At 64.8% G+C, this 18,308-nt stretch carries 19 protein-coding genes, 1 other RNA gene and 1 pseudogene; 7 read left to right on the top strand and 14 right to left on the bottom strand.

Translation table 11 applies throughout. The features are described 5' to 3' along the window. Positions 1–71 precede the first annotated feature (71 nt). Together ABD022_RS13620 and ABD022_RS13615 are read left to right on the top strand one after the other, a co-directional pair. On the top strand, positions 72–677 hold the full coding sequence (locus tag ABD022_RS13620) for a recombinase zinc beta ribbon domain-containing protein (protein ID WP_343821778.1): 606 nt from the start codon (positions 72–74) through the stop codon (positions 675–677). Then, positions 674–1,177 carry a LacI family transcriptional regulator gene (locus ABD022_RS13615; RefSeq protein WP_343821775.1) on the top strand — a complete coding sequence of 168 codons (504 nt, stop codon included), beginning with the start codon at positions 674–676 and terminating at the stop codon, positions 1,175–1,177. Before ABD022_RS13620 ends, ABD022_RS13615 begins: the two co-directional genes overlap by 4 nt. A gap of 77 nt (positions 1,178–1,254) precedes the next feature. Here ABD022_RS13615 and ABD022_RS13610 read toward each other — a convergent pair. The 9 genes and pseudogenes from ABD022_RS13610 to ssrA all read right to left on the bottom strand — a co-directional run. Further along, positions 1,255–1,436 (bottom strand): annotated as a pseudogene (locus ABD022_RS13610) (cation efflux transmembrane domain-containing protein); the annotation flags it as partial. A 6-nt stretch (positions 1,437–1,442) separates the two neighbouring features. Further along, a complete protein-coding gene (gene arsH / locus ABD022_RS13605) occupies positions 1,443–2,192 on the bottom strand; it encodes an arsenical resistance protein ArsH (protein ID WP_425545230.1) in 750 nt (249 codons plus the stop codon). Next, positions 2,170–2,592, bottom strand: a complete 423-nt coding sequence (gene arsC, locus ABD022_RS13600) for an arsenate reductase (glutaredoxin) (protein WP_343821770.1) — start codon at positions 2,590–2,592, stop codon at positions 2,170–2,172. The genes arsH and arsC overlap by 23 nt, the downstream gene beginning before the upstream one ends. A 15-nt stretch (positions 2,593–2,607) precedes the next feature. Next, positions 2,608–3,621: an ACR3 family arsenite efflux transporter gene (arsB, locus tag ABD022_RS13595; RefSeq protein ID WP_343821768.1), complete on the bottom strand. Its 1,014-nt coding sequence runs from the start codon at positions 3,619–3,621 to the stop codon at positions 2,608–2,610. 3 nt (positions 3,622–3,624) lie between these two features. Continuing rightward, positions 3,625–5,394, bottom strand: a complete 1,770-nt coding sequence (gene arsA / locus ABD022_RS13590) for an arsenical pump-driving ATPase (protein ID WP_343821766.1) — start codon at positions 5,392–5,394, stop codon at positions 3,625–3,627. A 15-nt stretch (positions 5,395–5,409) separates the two neighbouring features. Beyond that, complete coding sequence (arsD, locus tag ABD022_RS13585) at positions 5,410–5,772, bottom strand: arsenite efflux transporter metallochaperone ArsD (RefSeq protein ID WP_343821763.1); 363 nt, start codon at positions 5,770–5,772, stop codon at positions 5,410–5,412. 50 nt (positions 5,773–5,822) lie between these two features. After that, positions 5,823–6,227 (bottom strand): DUF2703 domain-containing protein, encoded by a 405-nt coding sequence (locus ABD022_RS13580; RefSeq protein ID WP_343821760.1) that lies wholly within the window; start codon positions 6,225–6,227, stop codon positions 5,823–5,825. Positions 6,228–6,237: 10 nt separating this feature from the next. Continuing rightward, positions 6,238–6,564, bottom strand: a complete 327-nt coding sequence (locus tag ABD022_RS13575) for an ArsR/SmtB family transcription factor (RefSeq protein WP_343821829.1) — start codon at positions 6,562–6,564, stop codon at positions 6,238–6,240. A gap of 413 nt (positions 6,565–6,977) precedes the next feature. Further along, positions 6,978–7,342, bottom strand: a transfer-messenger RNA (tmRNA) gene (gene ssrA, locus ABD022_RS13570). Between the two features lie 107 nt (positions 7,343–7,449). Here ssrA and ABD022_RS13565 point away from each other — a divergent pair. The 3 genes from ABD022_RS13565 (at position 7,450) to ABD022_RS13555 (ending at position 9,589) form a co-directional block, all read left to right on the top strand. Continuing rightward, positions 7,450–8,316: a M90 family metallopeptidase gene (locus ABD022_RS13565; RefSeq protein WP_325127450.1), complete on the top strand. Its 867-nt coding sequence runs from the start codon at positions 7,450–7,452 to the stop codon at positions 8,314–8,316. Between the two features lie 73 nt (positions 8,317–8,389). Continuing rightward, complete coding sequence (locus tag ABD022_RS13560; RefSeq protein WP_325127448.1) at positions 8,390–9,061, top strand: dienelactone hydrolase family protein; 672 nt, start codon at positions 8,390–8,392, stop codon at positions 9,059–9,061. Between the two features lie 198 nt (positions 9,062–9,259). Continuing rightward, positions 9,260–9,589: a virulence factor gene (locus tag ABD022_RS13555; RefSeq protein WP_325127446.1), complete on the top strand. Its 330-nt coding sequence runs from the start codon at positions 9,260–9,262 to the stop codon at positions 9,587–9,589. 37 nt (positions 9,590–9,626) lie between these two features. Here ABD022_RS13555 and ABD022_RS13550 read toward each other — a convergent pair whose 3' ends face one another. Together ABD022_RS13550 and lipA are read right to left on the bottom strand one after the other, a co-directional pair. Then, the gene (locus ABD022_RS13550; protein ID WP_325127444.1) at positions 9,627–10,490 is read right to left on the bottom strand and encodes a pirin family protein; all 864 of its coding nucleotides are present in this window, start codon (positions 10,488–10,490) and stop codon (positions 9,627–9,629) included. 16 nt (positions 10,491–10,506) lie between these two features. Next, positions 10,507–11,493: a lipoyl synthase gene (lipA, locus tag ABD022_RS13545; RefSeq protein ID WP_325127442.1), complete on the bottom strand. Its 987-nt coding sequence runs from the start codon at positions 11,491–11,493 to the stop codon at positions 10,507–10,509. Between the two features lie 182 nt (positions 11,494–11,675). On the opposite strand from lipA, the gene ABD022_RS13540 reads away from it, so the two are divergent. Further along, entirely contained in the window at positions 11,676–13,256 is a 1,581-nt protein-coding gene (locus ABD022_RS13540) for a glycosyltransferase family 39 protein (protein WP_325127440.1), read from the top strand. Positions 13,257–13,263: 7 nt separating this feature from the next. On the opposite strand, the gene ABD022_RS13535 is transcribed toward ABD022_RS13540, so the two are convergent. From ABD022_RS13535 to ABD022_RS13525, 3 genes are all read right to left on the bottom strand, one after another. Continuing rightward, positions 13,264–15,348 carry a putative bifunctional diguanylate cyclase/phosphodiesterase gene (locus ABD022_RS13535; RefSeq protein WP_325127438.1) on the bottom strand — a complete coding sequence of 695 codons (2,085 nt, stop codon included), beginning with the start codon at positions 15,346–15,348 and terminating at the stop codon, positions 13,264–13,266. Between the two features lie 261 nt (positions 15,349–15,609). Further along, a complete protein-coding gene (gene ribA / locus ABD022_RS13530; RefSeq protein WP_343821756.1) occupies positions 15,610–16,257 on the bottom strand; it encodes a GTP cyclohydrolase II in 648 nt (215 codons plus the stop codon). A 31-nt stretch (positions 16,258–16,288) separates the two neighbouring features. After that, complete coding sequence (locus ABD022_RS13525) at positions 16,289–17,200, bottom strand: helix-turn-helix domain-containing protein (protein ID WP_425545229.1); 912 nt, start codon at positions 17,198–17,200, stop codon at positions 16,289–16,291. 176 nt (positions 17,201–17,376) lie between these two features. Between ABD022_RS13525 and ABD022_RS13520 the strand changes: the two genes are divergently transcribed. Continuing rightward, the gene (locus ABD022_RS13520) at positions 17,377–18,252 is read left to right on the top strand and encodes a DMT family transporter (RefSeq protein ID WP_325127434.1); all 876 of its coding nucleotides are present in this window, start codon (positions 17,377–17,379) and stop codon (positions 18,250–18,252) included. Positions 18,253–18,308: the final 56 nt, after the last annotated feature.

The following is an 18,308-nucleotide window of genomic DNA, read 5'->3' as shown; positions in this document are numbered from 1 at the left end:
CTTGCAGCGCCGACTGTGGAACCTGTTTTACTTTAACCAAACAGCCTCCGCGATCCCCGGTGTGATTCAAGTTGCGGCACAAGGACCAGTGGTACCAGGCGGAGCACCCGCCCATCATTAGCCGCGAACTATGGGATAGCGTCCACGCGATCCTGGCCACCAATGGCCGGGTGCGAGGCAACGCGACTCGGGCAACCGTGGCGTATCTGCTCAAGGGCATCGTGTTCGGCAACGATGGCCGGGCACTGTCGCCGTGGCACACGACCAAGAAGAATGGCCGTCGCTACCGTTACTACGTGCCACAGCGGGACGCCAAGGAGCACGCGGGCGCCTCGGGCCTGCCGCGACTGCCGGCGGCCGAACTCGAATCGGCCGTGCTGGACCAACTGCGCGCAATCCTGCGTGCCCCGAATCTACTCGGCGACATGCTGCCGCAGGCGATCAAGCTCGATCCAACCTTGGACGAGGCGAAGATCACCGTGGCCATGACCCGGCTCGACGCGATTTGGGATCAACTTTTCCCGGCCGAACAGACCCGGATCGTGAAACTGCTGGTCGAGAAAGTCATCGTGTCACCCAACGACCTCGAAGTGCGGCTGCGCGCCAACGGCATCGAACGCCTGGTGCTGGAGTTGCGCCCCGAGCCGGTCGAGCAACAAATGGAAGCACTGGCATGAGCGACATCCGCATCCAGAAGACCGGCGAGCCCGACATCCTGAAGACCAGCGACGGCAGGCTGACCTTGTCCGTGCCGATCCAGATCAAACGCCGCAGCGGCCGCAAGCTGGTCACCTTGCCAAACGGCGAAACCGCGCCGGTTAGACCGTGGGACGTAGCACCGACCTCCATCCAACTGGCGCTGGCCAGGGGCCACCGCTGGCTGGCGATGCTGGAGTCAGGAGAGGCGAAGTCCTTGAAGGAGATCGCCACGCGGGAAGGCATCGACAACAGCTACGTGAGCCGGATGGTCAACCTGACGACGCTGGCGCCCGACATCGTGGCGGCCATCTTGGATGACGCACTGCCGAACCACATCACGCTGTTTGACCTGGCGGTGGACCCGCCAGCGCTATGGGATGAGCAGCGGGAACGCGTCAAGTGCGGACGCGCGTCTTTGGACGCAGATGCTTACCATCGACATGTCAAATCAACCAAATTGGTCAACAATTTTCGTTGAGTGGGCACTGATCAGCAAAAGATGGGGATTCAAACTGCAAAGACACATGTCGCAACTCAAACTGCGCATGTAGCATCGGCCAGCACCAGTCCAGCCACATCGCTCAAGTTGTGGCTGGCGTCGGCCAGCAAGGCCAGTGAGTTGATTTTCCAGCCGTAGAACGCTTCGATCATCACGAAGGCGATGTTAAGCCCGATGCCGATAGCAAATGCCTTGTTGAAATTGGCGGGGCGTGGCTGTGGTCGTGTCCGGAACTCACCGCTCTTCACACCGCATTAGGCAGGTTGACCCGCCGCATGAGTTCTTCGGCGCTTTCCTTGCGCTCGCTGTAGCGGTCCACGAGGTAGGGCGATACGTCGCGGGTCAGCCAGGTGAACTTGACCAGTTCCTCCATGACATCGACCACCCTGTCGTGGTAACTCGATGGTTTCATCCGGTCGTTGTCATCAAATTCCTGGAAAGCCTTGGCTACGGACGACTGGTTTGGGATGGTGATCATGCGCATCCAGCGCCCGAGCACGCGCATCTGGTTGACCGCATTGAAGGACTGTGAGCCGCCGCAGACCTGCATCACCGCCAGCGTCTTGCCCTGGGTAGGGCGCACAGCGCCAGCAGCCAGGGGAATCCAATCGATCTGGGTTTTCATGATGCCGGTCATGGCGCCGTGACGCTCGGGCGAACACCAGACCATACCTTCTGACCACAGTGTCAGTTCACGTAACTCCTGCACTTTGGGGTGGGTGTCCGGCGCATCGTCGGGCAAAGGTAGTCCACTGGGGTTGAAGATGCGCGTCTCTGCACCCATGGCCTGCAGCAGCCGGGCAGCTTCTTCAACCAGCAGTCGGCTGAAGGAGCGCGGGCGCAGGGAGCCGTACAGCAGCAGGATGCGTGGCGGGTGGGACGAGTGCGGACCCAGCAACTGAGCAGGATCGGGGGCCCGGAAATGTTCGGCTTGAACTTGCGGCAGATCGGCCAGGGGGTTGGAGACTGATTTAGACACGGCGCCCCTCAGCATCGATAACCACTTCGCCATCTTCCTTGATGAACGGGCCCTGCTGCGGATCAGGCAGGATGTCGAGCACCATCTCCGAGGGACGGCACAGCCGTACTCCCAGCGGCGTGATTACGAAGGGGCGGTTGAGCAGGATGGGGTGCTGCTGAATGAAGGCCAGCAACTCGTCATCGGTCCACTTCGGGTTGCCCAGGTCCAGCTCGGCATAGGGCGTGCCTTTTTCTCGCAGCACCTCGCGCACCGAAGCGCCCATAGCGCTCAGCCAGGACTGGATCTGCTCCGTGCTGGGTGGATTCTTGAGGTACTCAATGACAGTCGGCTCCACCCCACTGTTGCGGATCAGGGCCAGCACGTTACGCGACGTTCCGCAGGCGGGGTTGTGATAGATGGTGATATTGGTCATGGGATGCTCTACGGTTCAGACGGTACGGGGTTTCCAGGCGTTGACGATGGCCACCAGCGATAGCATCACCGGCACTTCAACCAGCACACCGACCACGGTGGCCAGTGCAGCGCCCGAGTTCAGGCCAAACAACGAAATGGCGACGGCCACCGCCAGCTCGAAGAAGTTGGACGTTCCGATCAGGCAGGCCGGGCCGGCGATGTCGTGCGGCAGCTTGAGCCACTTGGCGCCCCACCAGCCGATGAAGAAGATGCCGTAGGACTGCAGGATCAGCGGCACCGCAATCAGTGCGATCACGCCAGGCTTCTCGACGATGGTGCCGGCCTGGAAACCGAACAGCAGCACCACGGTGGCGATCAGGCCCACCACCGACCAGGGCTTGAGGCTCGCCACAAACTGGCCCAGTGCGGTGGGTGACCGCTTCACGAGCAGCTGCCGGGTCGTCATGCCCGCCAGCAGCGGCAGCACCACATACAGCACGGTCGAGAGCAGCAGCGTTTCCCAGGGCACGGTCACGTTGGTCACGCCCAGCAGGAAAGCGGCAATCGGCGCAAAGGCAACGACCATGATCAGATCGTTCACCGACACCTGCACCAGGGTGTAGTTGGCATCGCCCTTGACCAGCTGGCTCCAGACAAACACCATCGCGGTACAGGGCGCCACGCCCAGCAGGATCATGCCGGCGATGTACTCGCTGGCCGACTGCGGATCGACCCAGCCTGCGAACACGTACTGAAAGAACAACACGCCCAGCGCGGCCATGGTGAAGGGTTTGATCAGCCAGTTGACCACCAGCGTAAGCATCAGGCCCTGAGGCTTCTTGCCAACGTCCTTCACCGCATGCCAGTCGATCTGGATCATCATCGGATAAATCATGATCCAGATGAACACGGCCACCACCAGGTTCACCTGCGCGATTTCCATCGCAGCCACGGTCTGGAAGACGTCGGGCATGACCAGCCCGAGACCAACACCAGCCAAAATGCCCAGCCCGACCCAGACGGTCAGGTAACGCTCAAAAACACCCATCGATCAGACCTTTTCAAGGGAGTGGCCTGCCAGGTCCAGCAGACGCTGAACACCGACCGGTTCGTTTTTCATCAGGGGGACCAGTGCATACCGCTGTGCGTGCTGCGTGGCGACGGCTTCGATTTCACGAAGCTCGTTGCCGGCACGCTGACGAAGCAAAGGTGAAGCCGGCGCGCAGGCGGCCAGACTGTTGTTGATGACCCAGGCCCAAGGCTCGATGCCGGCGCGCCTTAAATCGGTCTGCAGATTGGCTGCTTCGAGTACCGGCGTGGTTTCGGCCAAGGTGACGATCAGGACCTTGGTTTGCTTGGGGTCCTGCAACTGCATCATGGGCGTGGTGAAGTGGACGCCTTTATCACCCATCTGGCGCACAATGTCGCGGTGGTAGGCACCCGTGGCATCCAGCAGCAGCAAGGTGTGCCCGGTCGGTGCGGTGTCCATGACCACGAACTTTTTGCCCGCCTCGCGGATGATGCGGGAGAAGGCCTGGAACACGGCGATCTCTTCAGTGCACGGTGAACGCAGGTCCTCTTCGAGCATGGCCCGACCTTCTGCGTCCAGATTCGCCCCCTTGGTGGACAGCACATGCTCGCGATAACGTTCGGTGACTTCGTGGGGGTCAATGCGGCTGACTGTCAGGTGATTCAATGTGCCGTCCAGGGTCTGCGCAAGATGCGCAGCCGGGTCGGACGTGGTCAGGTGCACCGGCAAGCCTCGATGTGCCAGCTCGACCGCCACGGCAGCAGCCAGGGTGGTTTTCCCAACGCCGCCTTTGCCCATCAGCATCACCAGGCCATGGCCATCGGCGGCGATGTCGTCGACCAGTTGTGACAGATTCGGGGCTGTGGGCGCCTGCACCGCAGACGGCACTGTGCTGTAGGGCACCGGTGCGTCGTTGAGCAGATGACGCAATGCATCCAGCCCTACCAGATTAAAAGGCTTGAGAGCCAGACTGTCTTGCGGCAGGGCCTTGAGTTCAGCAGACATGTTCGCCAGCGCCAACGCTTCGCGTTGGTGGATCGCAGCGGCTAACGGATCATCTTGAAGCGCCTCCAATGGCAACACACCATTGATCACCAGATATTGCTGGGACAGGCCGATGGCCGCCAACTCCTGGTGGGTGCGATTCGCCTCACGCAAGGTGGCTGCCTGGGCGCGTGCCACCAGCACCAGGCGCGTGCGCCCAGGATCGGCCAAGGCCTGAACGGCAGCCTTGTATTGAGCGCGTTGTTTCTCCAGTCCTGCCAGCGGCCCCAGACAGGACGCATCTCCCTTGCCCGCCTCCAGAAAGCCACTCCACGCACCGGGCAGTTGTAGCAAACGGATGGTGTGGCCCGTGGGTGCGGTATCAAAGATTATGTGATCGAAGCCTGCGGTCAGGGCCGTATCGGTCAGCAACCCGGTGAACTCGTCGAAGGCGGCAATCTCAGTCGTGCAAGCGCCCGAGAGTTGCTCCTCAATGCCTTTGACCACTTCGTCTGGCAACACACCCCGCACAGGCCCGACGATCCGGTCCCGGTAGGCCTGGGCTGCCCCTTGCGGATCGATTTCCAGCGCGGACAGCCTGGGCACGCTGTCGACGGGGGTAATTCGGTTGCCGATGGTGCCCCCGAACACTTGCCCCACATTGGAGGCCGGATCGGTGCTGACCAGCAGCACTTTTTTGCCAGCGTCAGCCAGCTCGACGGCGCAGGCACAGGCAATTGACGTTTTGCCTACACCACCTTTACCGGTGAAGAACAGGTAACGAGGAGGATTCTGGAGAAATAGCACAACGGCTCCCTAGGTTTAGCAGCAGCGGCTACCAGAGCAGCACGATGCGGCTTCTTTGGTCTCGGACGGCTGAGGTTGAAGCCCTGCCCAGCGGGCCAGATCGTCCCTTGAGGGATACCGGCCAGCCAGTGCCAACTGACCGTCCACCAGAGTCACCGGCAGCACGGTCTGACCCGTACGCTCCAGCAAACCTTTGACGATGGCGCTCTCCGCAAACGCCATGGGCTGCTGAGACAGGTTGAAGCGCTCGATCTGCGCACCGTTCTGTTGGGCCCAATCCACATCGGCCGCGAAGGTCACGAGGCTCTGGTCCACGTCCACGCCGCAAACACCGGTGTTGCAGCACATTGCGGGATCGAATACTTGAATGGTTGTCATGATGGAACTCCTTGGAGTGGAATGACCGTTGATCTGTATCTGGCGATGACTCAGGCGGACAACGTGGGGTCGAGCATGCGGGTCGCAGCAATGACGCCGGCACGCACCAGCAGGTCCTCCGGGATCACGTCGTAACTCTGCCCGCCAACTTCCACCGTGCGGCAATCGTTGTCGCCACATTCGTTGCAGCAGCGGCTGCTGCCGGTTTGTCCACCCAGCCAGTGTTCAATGGTCTGACCACCAATCAGCACCTGGTTCGATTGCAGGGGGTCCTTGAGAAACGTGACCTCGTCAATCTCCGTGACCTGAAGTTCGGGCTCGATGCCCAACGGCTCCAGGGCCAGCTTCAGCGTCTTAACAGCGCGCTGCACTTCTTCGCCGGTGCTGTGACAGCGCGGACAGGTGGTGCCCTGTTCACTCACAAGGCGTTGCCAAAGGATGGGTAGGTGCCTCATTTGAAATTCCTTATTCGCATCCACAGTTGGTAGCTGCCTCATCCATGCACGGTTCACCCTGACAGCAATTGCTTGTCAGATAGGAAAGGAGCTCGTTCATCTGCTTGAACTCTGCGCGGTAGATCAGATTGCGACCACTGCGCTCCTGAGACACAAGTCCAGAGTTGAGGAGTTCTTTGAGGTGAAAGGACAACGTGGCAGCAGGCACACCCAAGGTATCCGCCAATGCGCCAGGTGTCGCTCCTTCCTTGCCAGTGACCACAAGAGCACGAAACACTTGAAGTCGGTTCGGCTGCGCAAGGGCAGCCAAGGCTTTGACAACGTCTTTCTCTTCCATATTTTCATTATCATGGAAATATGGGTCAATTGTAAAGCGGCGATCACTCTTCATCCACACACGGACACGAGGGTGATGATTTTTCGCTCATACGGGATGCCTGCATTCTTCATTCTCTGAATAACGGCGGTTTCCGTCGCCTACCGATGCCAAAAAACAACTGCTTGATTCGTCCGCGCGTAACCCGTTGATCTGTATGGCGCTGACTTGCGGCCTTTGCGGACTTCGGGCCAGTTTCAGGGAGCGAGGTCGGAGCGAGGAATGGCCAGGAGAGAGTGGAATGTGGCCGGGAACGGCCAATTCTGGCGGTTGGCGAAGTCCGCAGGCTTCCGCAGGAACCCCCAACAACACGCGGGAACCGGCGCGATCAGACAAGAAAAAACCCCAACCGAGAACGGTTGGGGTTTTGATATTGGTGGAGCCGGGGGGAATTGAACCCCCGTCCGCAAGCCCTCCGCAGGTAGCTCTACATACTTAGTCGGCCTACTTTGAGTTTTAACCTTGGATCATGCCGGACGACAGGCCCTTCCTTGGCGATTCGCACTGATTTAAGATCCGACCCAGCGACCTGGTCGAACCCGATTCCCTGTAGATGACGCTGCTGTGGGTTTGACCCCACCCGACCCAGGGACCAGTCGGTGCAGCGGCTCACCGCTTAAGCGGCCAGAGCGAAACGCTCGTCGTTGGCGTTTGTAGTTTTCCAGTGGATTTACGAGCGTACTGGTGCTCGGTATGCACTATCCTGTTTTGTGACCCACGTCGAAGCCAAATCGGCCCCATACCTCTCTATTGTACCGGCATTTTTCGGATAATGAAATTACAATCGGGGGCCATGAGGATGGTTTGCCACACTGACCCCACCCCGTTCTTGCCCAGGATTGCGCCATGCTGCGCTGGCTGATGGGGCGCAGCGCCCGCGAACGGGAATTCGAGCAGGCGCTGGAAACGCTGGACGCGCGCGTCTGGCCGCCCTTGCTGGCGCGGCACGGTTTCCTGCGCGGCCTGGATGCGCAGGAAACCGAAGCGCTGCGCCGGCACACGGCCTGGATCCTGGCGAACAAGTCCTTCCATGGCGCTCACGGCATGCGGGTGACGCCGGAAATGCGCCGCTCGATCGCGGTCCAGGCCGCCCTGCCGATCCTGGGGCTGGACACGTCGCTGTACAGGGGCTGGACGCAGATCGTGGTCTATCCGGGCGGCTTCCTGGTGCCGCGCACGGAAACCGACGAAGCGGGCGTGGTCCACGAATACGTGCAGGAAACGTCCGGCGAATCCTGGGAAGGCGGCCCGGTGATCCTGTCCTGGGAAGACGCGCGCCCCGGGACGGACACGCCGTCCAACGTGGTGATCCACGAATTCGCCCACAAGCTCGACCAGCGCGACGGGGGCGCGGACGGCATGCCGGGGCTGCGGGCGCACCGGGACCTGGATCCCCACCGCTGGCGCGAAGTCCTGGACCGGACTTTCGACGACTTCAACGACTGGCTGGACGAGGTCGAATCGCTCATCCCGCCCGACGTGGACCCTGAATCCGACGAGGCCGCCGGCTGGTACGCGGAACTGCCGCTGGACCCCTATGCGGCGCATGACCCCGCGGAATTCTTTGCGGTCAGCTCGGAGAGCTTCTTCATCGAACCCTGGGCCATGGCGGCCGCCTGGCCCGACTGGTACGAACTGCTGGTGCGGTATTATCGGCAGGATCCCCTGCGGCGCCTGGAAGGCGCCGGCGTGGAACGCCCCGTCCGCCCCTGAGGCAAGATCTCCCGCGGGCCCGGGGCGGAACGAGCCCCCGCCCGGGGGCTTTCACATTGGATGGAACCCGCACATGGATATCACGCTCACGGCCGCCGACGGCCACTCGTTCGCCGCCTATCTCTGCGGCCCGCAAGACGCCCGCGCCGGCATCGTCGTGCTGCCGGAAATCTTCGGCATCAACGCCCACATTCGCCAGATGGCGGACCGCTTCGCCGCCCAGGGATACCGGGTGGTCAGCCCTTCCCTGTTCGACCGGGCAACGGACGGCGAAACCGGCCTGCAGCTGGACTACGACAACGCGGGCCGGGATCGCGGCCTGGCCCTGCGCAAGGCGATCCGCGACGAGGACGCCCTGCGGGACATCGAGGCGGCCGCTGCCGCGCTGAAGGACCAGGCGGTACGCCTGGTCACCGGCTACTGCTGGGGCGGCTACCTGTCCTGGCGCGCCGCCTGCCTGAGCAACACGTTCGCTGCGGCATCCTGCTGGTACGGCGGGGGGATCGCGCGTCACGCCGACGACACGCCCCGCATCCCGGTGCAGATGCACTTCGGCGGCAAGGACAGCGCAATCCCGTTGCCGGATGTGGAAAAGATCCAGGCGGCGCAGCCCGGCCTGCCGATCCACATCTATCCCGAAGCCGGCCACGCATTCGGGCGCGAAGGCACGGCGGCCCATCACCCGGCCTCGGCGGCCCTGGCCTGGGAACGCACGCTGGCATTCTTCGCCGAGCATTCGGCCTAGTCACGCCGCGCGGTGCGGGGGCATCCGCACCGCGATCCACGGGTCAGCGACCTGGCGCAACAAACGTGAGCAGTTGTTCCCGTTTCGCGGCGAAGCCGGACCCTTCGTAGCCTTTTGAATCGACTGTCCCCGGTGTATTCACAATCCGGCGGCACGGACGGGCCACAATGGGGGCAACTTGAACCCCAGGACAACCCTATGAAGAAGAGCATTGTTGCGGTAGCCCTGATCGCCGGCGCGCTGATGGCGGGCCCGGCGGCCCACGCGGGAGACGTGGACGTCGGCATTTCCATCGGCATCCCCGGCTTCATCTGGGGCGGCCCGGCGTACTATCCGCCCCCGCCGCCGTATTACCACCACCATCATCATCCGCGCGTGGTCGTGGTTCCCGAACGCGTCTACGTGCCTGGCCCCGGCTACCGCCAGGGCTGGGTGGATCGCGGTCATTTCGACCGGCACCACGACAAGCACTGGAAACAGGCCTGGAAGCACGACCGTGGCCATCGCGGCCGCGGCTGGAAAGACTGAGCCCCGCCTCCGAACCCCGGCACCGGGCCGGGATGGCTTACTGCGCCAGTACGCCGTCCCGGTAATCGCGCAGGGCCTGCTCGATTTCTTCGGTCGTGTTCATGACGAATGGGCCGTACTGGACGACGGGCTCGTTCAGCGGCTTGCCGGCCAGCAGCAGGACCCGGACGCCGTCGGCATCACCCTGGGTGGCGGCAATGTGCAGGGTATCGCCCTGCGCCCCGTACCAGACCGTGTGACCCGGGTCGACCGCCCGTCCGTCGGCATCCAGCTGCCCTTCGAACACATACAGCAGGGCCTGGTGGGTGGCGGGGATCGGGATGTCCACCGACTGACCCGCCATGACGCGGATGTCGGCGATCAGCGGCTGGGTCGCGGGATTCGCCTGGCCCGGCCCACGCAGCGGACAGGTGGCCCAGGGGATGGTGCCGGCGATCAGCTTGATGAAACCGCCTTCGGGCAATTCGGCCAGCGCCAGTGAATCGGCCGGAATGTCGCGATAATGCGCCGGCTGCATCTTGTCTGCCGCCGACAGGTTCAGCCAGATCTGGAAGCCGCGCAGCAGGCCGTTTTCCTGCTGGGGCATTTCTTCGTGGATGATGCCGCGCCCGGCAGTCATCCATTGCACGCCGCCCGCTTTCAGGTCGCCTTCGTTGCCCAGATGGTCGCGATGGCGCATATGGCCGTCGACGATGTAGGTCACGGTCTCGAAGCCGCGGTGCGGATGCGGCGGGAAGCCGGCGGAATAGTCGTCTGGATCGTCGGACGAGAACGCGTCCAGCATCAGGAAGGGATCCATGCGGAACTGCCGCTGGTGCCCCAGGGCGCGCAGCAGGCGCACGCCGGCGCCGTCCTCGGCGGGCTGTGCGGCAAGGATACGGGTGACGGCTCGGTGGGACATGATCGGCTCCGGTGGATCAGAGCCCGACGTTTTCCTTTTCCAGGACCTGCTCGGCACGGTAGCTGGATCGCACCAGCGCACCGGACACGACTTCGCGGAAGCCCTTGGACAGGCCCAGGTCGCGGTAGGCGCGGAACTGCTCGGGCGTGACGAAGCGGCGCACCGGCAGGTGGTTGGCCGTGGGCCGCATGTACTGGCCGAAGGTCAGGATGTCGACGTTGGCGGCGCGGATGTCGTCCATCGCCTGCTCGATTTCCTCGTCGGTTTCACCCAGGCCCAGCATGATGCTGGTCTTGGTCAGGGTCTGGGGCGCGTAGGCCTTGGCATGGGCAAGGACGTCCAGTGTCTGGTGGTAGCCGGCACGCGCGTCGCGCACGACATGGGTCAGGCGCTCGACGGTCTCGACGTTCTGGGCAAAGGTGGTCAGGCCCGCGTCCAGGATTTTTTCCACGCAGCCGTGGTCGCCGCGGAAATCGGGGGTCAGGGCTTCGACGGCGGTCTTGGGCGAACGTTCGTGGATGGCGCGGATGCAGGCAGCGTAATGCCCCGCACCGCCATCGATCAGGTCGTCCCGGTCGACCGAGGTGAGCACCACGTATTTCAGCTGCATCAGCGCCACCGCGTCGGCCACGCTGGTCGGCTCGTTATGGTCGAGCCAGCCGTGGGGATTGCCGGTGCTGACGGCGCAGAACTTGCAGGCCCGCGTACAGACCGACCCCATCAGCATCAGGGTGGCCGTGCCCCGCCCCCAGCATTCGGCGATGTTGGGGCATTTGGATTCGGCGCAGACCGTGTTCAGCTTGTGCGTTTCGACGATCTCGCGGACTTCCTGGTAGCGCACCCCCGACGGGATGCGCACCCGCAGCCAGGAAGGCTTCGGCGCGGAATCCGGGATCTCGGTGAGATCGCTGGGGCGCATGCCGTCCTTGATGGCCTTGGTGCCTTGCGGACTGATGAATTTGGACCCCGAGCGGGCGCGGATGATGGGGACTTCGGTCGTCATGAAAAACCTGCGGGAAATGAACGGAAACAGGTGGCCGTCACCCCGGGCGGACACCTCTGCCGATAGTACCATGCGCCCCCGTCCGGGCCGGCGCGTCCGACCCGGCAACGCGGCCATCAGGGTGCGACAGGCCCTGTTTCGGGTTGTTTCGCAACACTTTCAGGCCCGGTATACTCCCGGCCATGCTGCCAGCCCCACCCCCCAAGATACCCCTGCTCTCTCGTCCCCCGGGCACCGGACTGGTGCTGCTGTGCCTGCTGTGCATGATCGCGCTCTGGACGGTGCTGTGCGCCCTCAGCCATTCGGCGCCCGACCTGGACGGCATGGAAGAGCTCGTCTGGGCGGCCAGCCTGGAACTGGGCTACACCAAGCACCCGCCCCTGCCTTCGTGGTTCATGCACCTGGCCACGGAGCTCCTGGGCCGGCCCGTGTGGCTGCCCTTCCTGATGGGGCAGATCTTCTCGGCGCTGGGATTGTGGTTTGTATGGAAACTGGCCCGCGACATCACCACGCCGCGGCGGGCGCTGATTGCCACGCTGCTGGTCTCGGTCACCGCCTATTTCTCGCTGCGCGGCACGATCTACAACCACAATACAGCGCAGCTCTGGTCGATTGCCGCCTCGATCTGGCTGCTGCACCGTGCGCTGCGCGGTGGCCGCACGCGCGACTGGGTGCTGCTGGGCATCGTGAGCGGCCTGGCCATGCTGACCAAATACAGCGCCCTGATCCAGTTCGCTGCCTTTTTCCTGTACATGCTGCGCAGCGGCGCCCTGCGCCGCCCGGATACCTGGCGCGGCATCGCCATCGCCGCCCTGGCGTTCCTGGTCGTGCTCGGCCCGCACCTGTGGTGGCTGGACCAGCACCGCTTCGAGCCGCTGCACTATGCCGACGCCTCGCTGCAGACGAACGGACGGCTGGCCGCGCTGAAGGAACTGCTGCACTTCACGCTGGACCAGGCGGGCCGCCTGGCTCCTATGGCGCTGGTGCTGGCCGCCTGGGCGCTCTGGCGCAAGCGCCGGGGCGATCGCGCCCCGGGCCACGCCGCAAACGACGAACTGTTCGCGGGAGCCGGCCCCGCCCCGCGCTACTGGCACGATCTGGCCGCCGAAGACCGGCAATTCCTGCTATGGGTCGGCCTGGGGCCCCTTCTCAGCACGGTCCTGGTCTCGGTGGTGCTCGGCTCGCGGCTGGAAGCATCCTGGGCCAGCACCTTCTTCGTGCTCTTCGGCTTCTACGGACTGGGCTGGCTGCGTGGTCCGGAAGTGGTGCAGCTGCGCCGCATCCTGATCCTGGCCGCGACGCTGCACGCGCTGCTGGCCATCGGCTACGCCACCGCCCGGGGGCCGATTGCCCAACTGACGGGCCATGCATCCCGGTCCACCTACCCTGGGCCGGAACTGGCGGCGCACGCGTTGCGGCACTGGCAGGAACACCAGCCGGGGCGGCCCTTGCGCGTGGTGGTCTCGAACACCTGGCTGGGCGGCAATATCGCCGTGCATGCCGGCCCGGCGGTCAGGGTCTGGATCGATGCCAGCGACGAGCAATCCCCCTGGTTCGCCCCGGGCACGGCCCTGCGCTGCGGGGCGCTGGTTGCCTACAGCGAAGACGGACGCGCCACACCGGTTCCCGCCGTGCGGGCGCTGTACGATGCGGCGCCCTGGAAGGGCATGGACGAGGTGCGCTGGTCAGGCCCGAAGGGGCCGCTGATCGACCTGCACTGGGCCGTCCTGCCCGCCACGCCCGACTGCCTGAAAGGCAACTAGGGAAGCGTCAGAAGAAGGAATATTCGCCCGGCCGCAGATCGGTGCCGTTGGCCAGCAGCTGCTCGAAGTCGATCGGCGCCAGCGGCCGGGCAAACAGGTAGCCCTGGCCGTAATCGCAGCCGGCCGCGGCCAGCAGTTCGTACTGCTCGCGCGACTCGATGCCTTCTGCCACCACCCGCAGGCCCAGCTTGTGCGCCAGCAGGATGACCGCCTCGCACAGGGCCAGATCGGGGCCGTCGGGGCTCAGATTGGCCACGAAGGACTGGTCGATCTTGAGGAAATCGATATTGAACTTGCGCAGGTAGGACAGCGAGGAATAGCCCGTGCCGAAGTCGTCGAGCGCGACCTGCATGCCGGCTTCGCGGAACGCGTCCAGCTGGCACTGGATGCGTTCGTCGCCGGAATCGATCAGCAGGCCTTCGGTGATCTCGATGATGACCTGCCGGGGCGACAGGCCCAGGGTATCCAGGTGGCTGCGCCAGAAAGCGTGGTCCAGGCCTTCGTGGCGCAGCTGGGCCGGGGAAATATTGACGCTGACCTGGATGTCCAGCCCGTACTCGCGGCGCCATTCGGCGATCTGGCGGGTGGCTTCGCAGAACACCCAGTCGCCGATGGAGCGGATGATGCCGGTTTCCTCGGCCAGGGGGATGAATTCGTTGGGCGACACCAGCCCCCGCACCGGATGGTGCCAGCGCAGCAGGGTCTCGGCCTTGACGATGCGGCCGCTGGCCAGGTCGACGATGGGCTGAAAATCCAGCGAGAACTGGCTCTGGTCCAGCGCCAGGTGCAGGTCGTTGACCAGCCGCATGCGGGTCTGGGCCTGCTCCTGCATCGACAGCGTGAAATAGCAGCTGCGGTTGCGGCCTTCGGCCTTGGCGGCGTACATGGCCTGGTCGGCGTTGTTCAGCAGGGACTCGGCATCGGCGGCGTCGTCCGGATAGAAGGTGATGCCGATGCTGGTGGAGATGAAGACGGTTTCGACCCCCAGGCGGAAAGGCTCGGCCAGCCGGCGCAGGATGTTGCGGGTCAGGCGCTCGACATCGCGCGTTTCACGGATGTCGTCCAGCAGGACCGTGAACTCGTCGCCCCCCAGCCGGGCCACGGTATCGCTCTGGCGCACGCAGCCGCTGAGCCGCCGTGCGGCTTCTTTCAGGAGCTCGTCGCCCATGGCGTGCCCGAGCGTGTCGTTGATTTCCTTGAAGCGATCCAGGTCCAGGAACAGCAGCCCCGTGCGGCTGCCGGTGCGCCGGGATTTGCGGATGCTTTGTTCCAGGCGGTCGTGGAACATCTGCCGGTTGGGCAGGTCGGTCAGGCGGTCGAAGTTGGCCTGCTTCCAGATGATGGCTTCGGCCTGCTTGATCTCGGCGATGTTGGAGAAGATCATCACCCGGCGATGGACTTCGCCGTCGGCGCCATAGGACGTGTTGATGCTGAGCCATTCGGGGTAGAGCTCGCCGTTGGCATGCTGCCCCCAGTGCTCGCCCTGCCAGCTGCCGGTTTCCATGACCGTGCGCCACATGGCGCGGTAGAACTCGCGGTCGTGGCAGGGGGAATTCAGGCAGCGGACATGCCGGCCGATGACTTCGGATTCGTGGCGCCCGCGCAGTTTCACGAAGGCGGGGTTGACGTCGAGGATGAAGCCTTTGGGGTCCAGCACCAGCATGCCTTCGCTGGTGCTGCGGTAGACCAGCGAGGCCAGCTCGGCCTGGCGGTCGGAATCGGGCAGGCCCGCACGGCGCGGCCGCATGACGTACAGGTGGCTGTGGCCCGTGGGCGACGGAATATGGGTGACGGCGCCCGCCAGCATCAGGGGCTGGCGCTGGCGGGTCATGCCCTGGCCGCGCCACGGCAGGGTGTTGCGCATGCCGGGCTGGTGCAGCCGCATGTTGATTTCGGATGCGTCGGGCAGCAGGACCTCGATGCCCAGCCCGACGGCCGCGCCCTTGCGGTAGCCGAACAGCCGCTCGGCGCTGCGATTCATGTAGGCGACGATGCCATGCGTATCCGTCGCGAGGAAGGCGTCCTGGGAATAGTCCCCCAGGCGGATCAAGGCCAGGATGTGGGAACGGTCGGCGTGTTCGAACGGTAGCAATGCAGCAACGTCAGGACCGGGTTCCTGGGCATGGAGGGGGATGGGGGGCTTGAGCAGGGGGAACATCACACGGGCGCGAGTGGATGTAGGTCAGTCGTCACGATGAAGTCCGCTGAAAAACCTGCAACTTATCGATTTTTAACACGTCGGTAAGCTTGGTCACTATCGGTATTATCCATGACTTTCGCCGTGGGCGCTCTCCGTCCCACCCCTGCCGCAGGGTCTTTCCAGGTCCGGGCGGCCTGCCGGCCGGCCCGGGGTTCAGGGCGCTTCGCCGAAGTACTCCTTGAATCGGTGGCCCAGCTTGCGCGCCTTGGTGCGCAGGTACTGCTCGTTGTAGGGATTGCGATTGACCTGCAGCGGGATGTGCTCGACGACCGTGATGCCCAGCTCGGCCAGCACGCTTTCCTTGCGCGGATTGTTGGTCATCAGGCGCACGCTGCGCACGCCGAAATGATCCAGCATGGGGCGGCACAGATCGTAGCGGCGCATGTCGGCCGGGAATCCCAGGCGCTCGTTGGCCTCGACCGTGTCGGCGCCCTGATCCTGCAGCTGATAGGCGCGGATCTTGTTCAGCAGCCCGATGCCGCGGCCTTCCTGGCGCAGGTACATCAGGATGCCCCGCCCTTCCTCGGCAATGCGCTGCAGCGCGGCTTCCAGCTGCGCCCCGCAATCGCAGCGCTGGCTGAACAGCGCGTCGCCCGTCAGGCATTCGGAATGGATGCGCGCCAGCACCGGCGCGTCTCCGAACGGCTCGCCCAGCGCCAGGGCCACGTGTTCCTTGCCCGTGGCGGGCTCGGCAAAGGCATGGATCCGGAAGACCGCCCAGGGCGTGGGCAGCTGGCTGGAAGCGACATACTGGAGGATGCCGCCATCTGCGAGAGGCGCGGCATCGGAAGTGGTAACCATGGGAAAAGCGTCGTGGAAGGAATGGAACGGGCTATAGAGTAACACCCTGGCCGCGCGCGGCGGCCCGGTACCGCCCGGGCGTGACGCCGGTGGCCCGCAGGAACGCGCGGCTGAGATGGCTGGCATTGCCGAAGCCGCAGGCCCTTGCCACCCCGGCCAGGTCTTCCGGGGAACGGGCCAGAAGCGCGCGCGCATGCGCCAGCCGGCGTCCCAGCACCCAGGCATGGGGCGGCTCGCCGAACGAAACATGGAACATGCGCGCAAAATGATAGGTGGACAGGGCCGCCACCCTCGCCAGTTCGTCCAGCGTCAGGGCCTCGCCCAGGTGGGCGTCGATGTAGTCCCGCACCCGGCGCCGAACGGCCGGCGCCAGCCCACCCGAACCGGCGGCATCGCCGCGACGCCCGATGCTCTGCGCCAGCAGGTGGTGCAGCACGGCCTCGGCGGCGGAACTGGCGGCCAGCCGCCCGGTCGGCACGCGCCAGTCCACGTCCAGCAGCGCGCGGCACGCCTGCTCCAGGGACGGATCCCGGATGTACGTGCGGTCGCGCAGTTCCAGCTCGCGGGGCTCGCGGTCCAGCCGCATGACGGCTTCGCGCGCCAGGCGGCGGGGCGCGATGTACAGGTGCAGGAAGCGCACGTCTTCGTTCATGCTCCAGCGCGAACGATGCAGGTCGGGCAGCACGCAGAACTTGCCCGCCCCGCCGTGCAGGCCGTGGTGGCCCAGCCGGAAGCAGGTCTCGCCGCCCCGCAGGTACAGCGACAGGGTATGGTGGCCGGGCGCATCGTAGTCCACCAGGGCGCGGCCGGCCCGATGGTCGCGGGTCCATTGGGCCACGGCCAGGCCATCGCCCAGCGCGGCGGCACGATCCAGGTGGACGCGGGCATCGCGCAGCGTGTGGAACAGGGTGAAATCGGACGGGGCCGGCACGAACTCGTTCATGACGATCTCATCGTACGACAAGCGGCCGCCCCGCGCGCGGGCCGCCGCCCGCCCGTTCCGAAAAATGCGCAAGAAAAGGCAATCCGGAGACCGGCGGCGCGTCTAGACTGGCGCCGATCCACCCTGCAGGGGCCCGCCGGCCAGGCCCGGGCCCCGTTCCAACGACGAGTGCCATCATGAACGCATTCCTGTATCTGCTGACCGTATTGATCTGGGGCTCCACCTGGATCGCCATCAAGCTGCAACTGGGCGTGGTTGCCATCCCGGTGTCGATCTTCTACCGCTTCGGGCTGGCTTCGGCGGTCCTGCTGGTCGCCCTGATCGCACTGGGCCGCCTGCAGCGGCTGGACCGGCGCGGCCACTTGCTGTGCCTGGGCCAGGGGCTGTGCCTGTTCTGCCTGAACTTCCTGTGCTTCTACAGCGCCACGCAATGGATCTCCAGCGGCCTGGTGTCGGTGGTGTTTTCCGCATCCACCCTGTGGAACGCGCTGAACACGCGCCTGTGGTTCGGCACGCGCATCGCGCCGCGCGTCGTGCTGGGCGGCGCCTTCGGGCTGGCCGGCCTGGCGCTGCTGTTCCAGCCCGAAGTGGCCGGCCAGGCCGCCACCCATGAAACGCTGCTCGGCCTGGGCCTGGCGCTGCTGGGCACGCTGTGCTTTTCCACGGGCAACATGCTGTCGTCGGTCCAGCAGCGCGCCGGCATCGGTCCGCTGACGGGCAACGCCTACAGCATGCTGTACGGATCGCTGATCCTGCTGGCGGGCTGCGTGCTGACGGGCCAGCCTTTCGATTTCGACCCCTCGCCTGCCTACGTGGGGGCGCTGCTATACCTGGCCATCTTCGGCTCCGTCGTGGCGTTCACCGCCTACCTGACCCTGGTGGGCCGCATCGGGCCGGCCCGCACGGCCTACTGCACGGTGCTGTTCCCGGTGGTCGCCCTGAGCATATCCTCCGTGGCCGAAGGATACCGGTGGACGCCGTACGCCGTGGCGGGGCTGGCGCTGGTGATCCTGGGCAACGTGCTGGTGTTCGCGCGGCGCGCACCCGGATGACGAAGAATGAAAAAAACCCGGGTCCGCGCAAGCGCGGAACCCGGGAATCGCCCGGC

This window comes from Castellaniella daejeonensis (assembly GCF_039523555.1).
In the GTDB taxonomy this organism is placed as follows: domain Bacteria; phylum Pseudomonadota; class Gammaproteobacteria; order Burkholderiales; family Burkholderiaceae_B; genus Castellaniella; species Castellaniella daejeonensis.
Note: the sequence above shows the minus strand (reverse complement) of the source record. Positions and strands in the feature narration are given on the sequence as shown.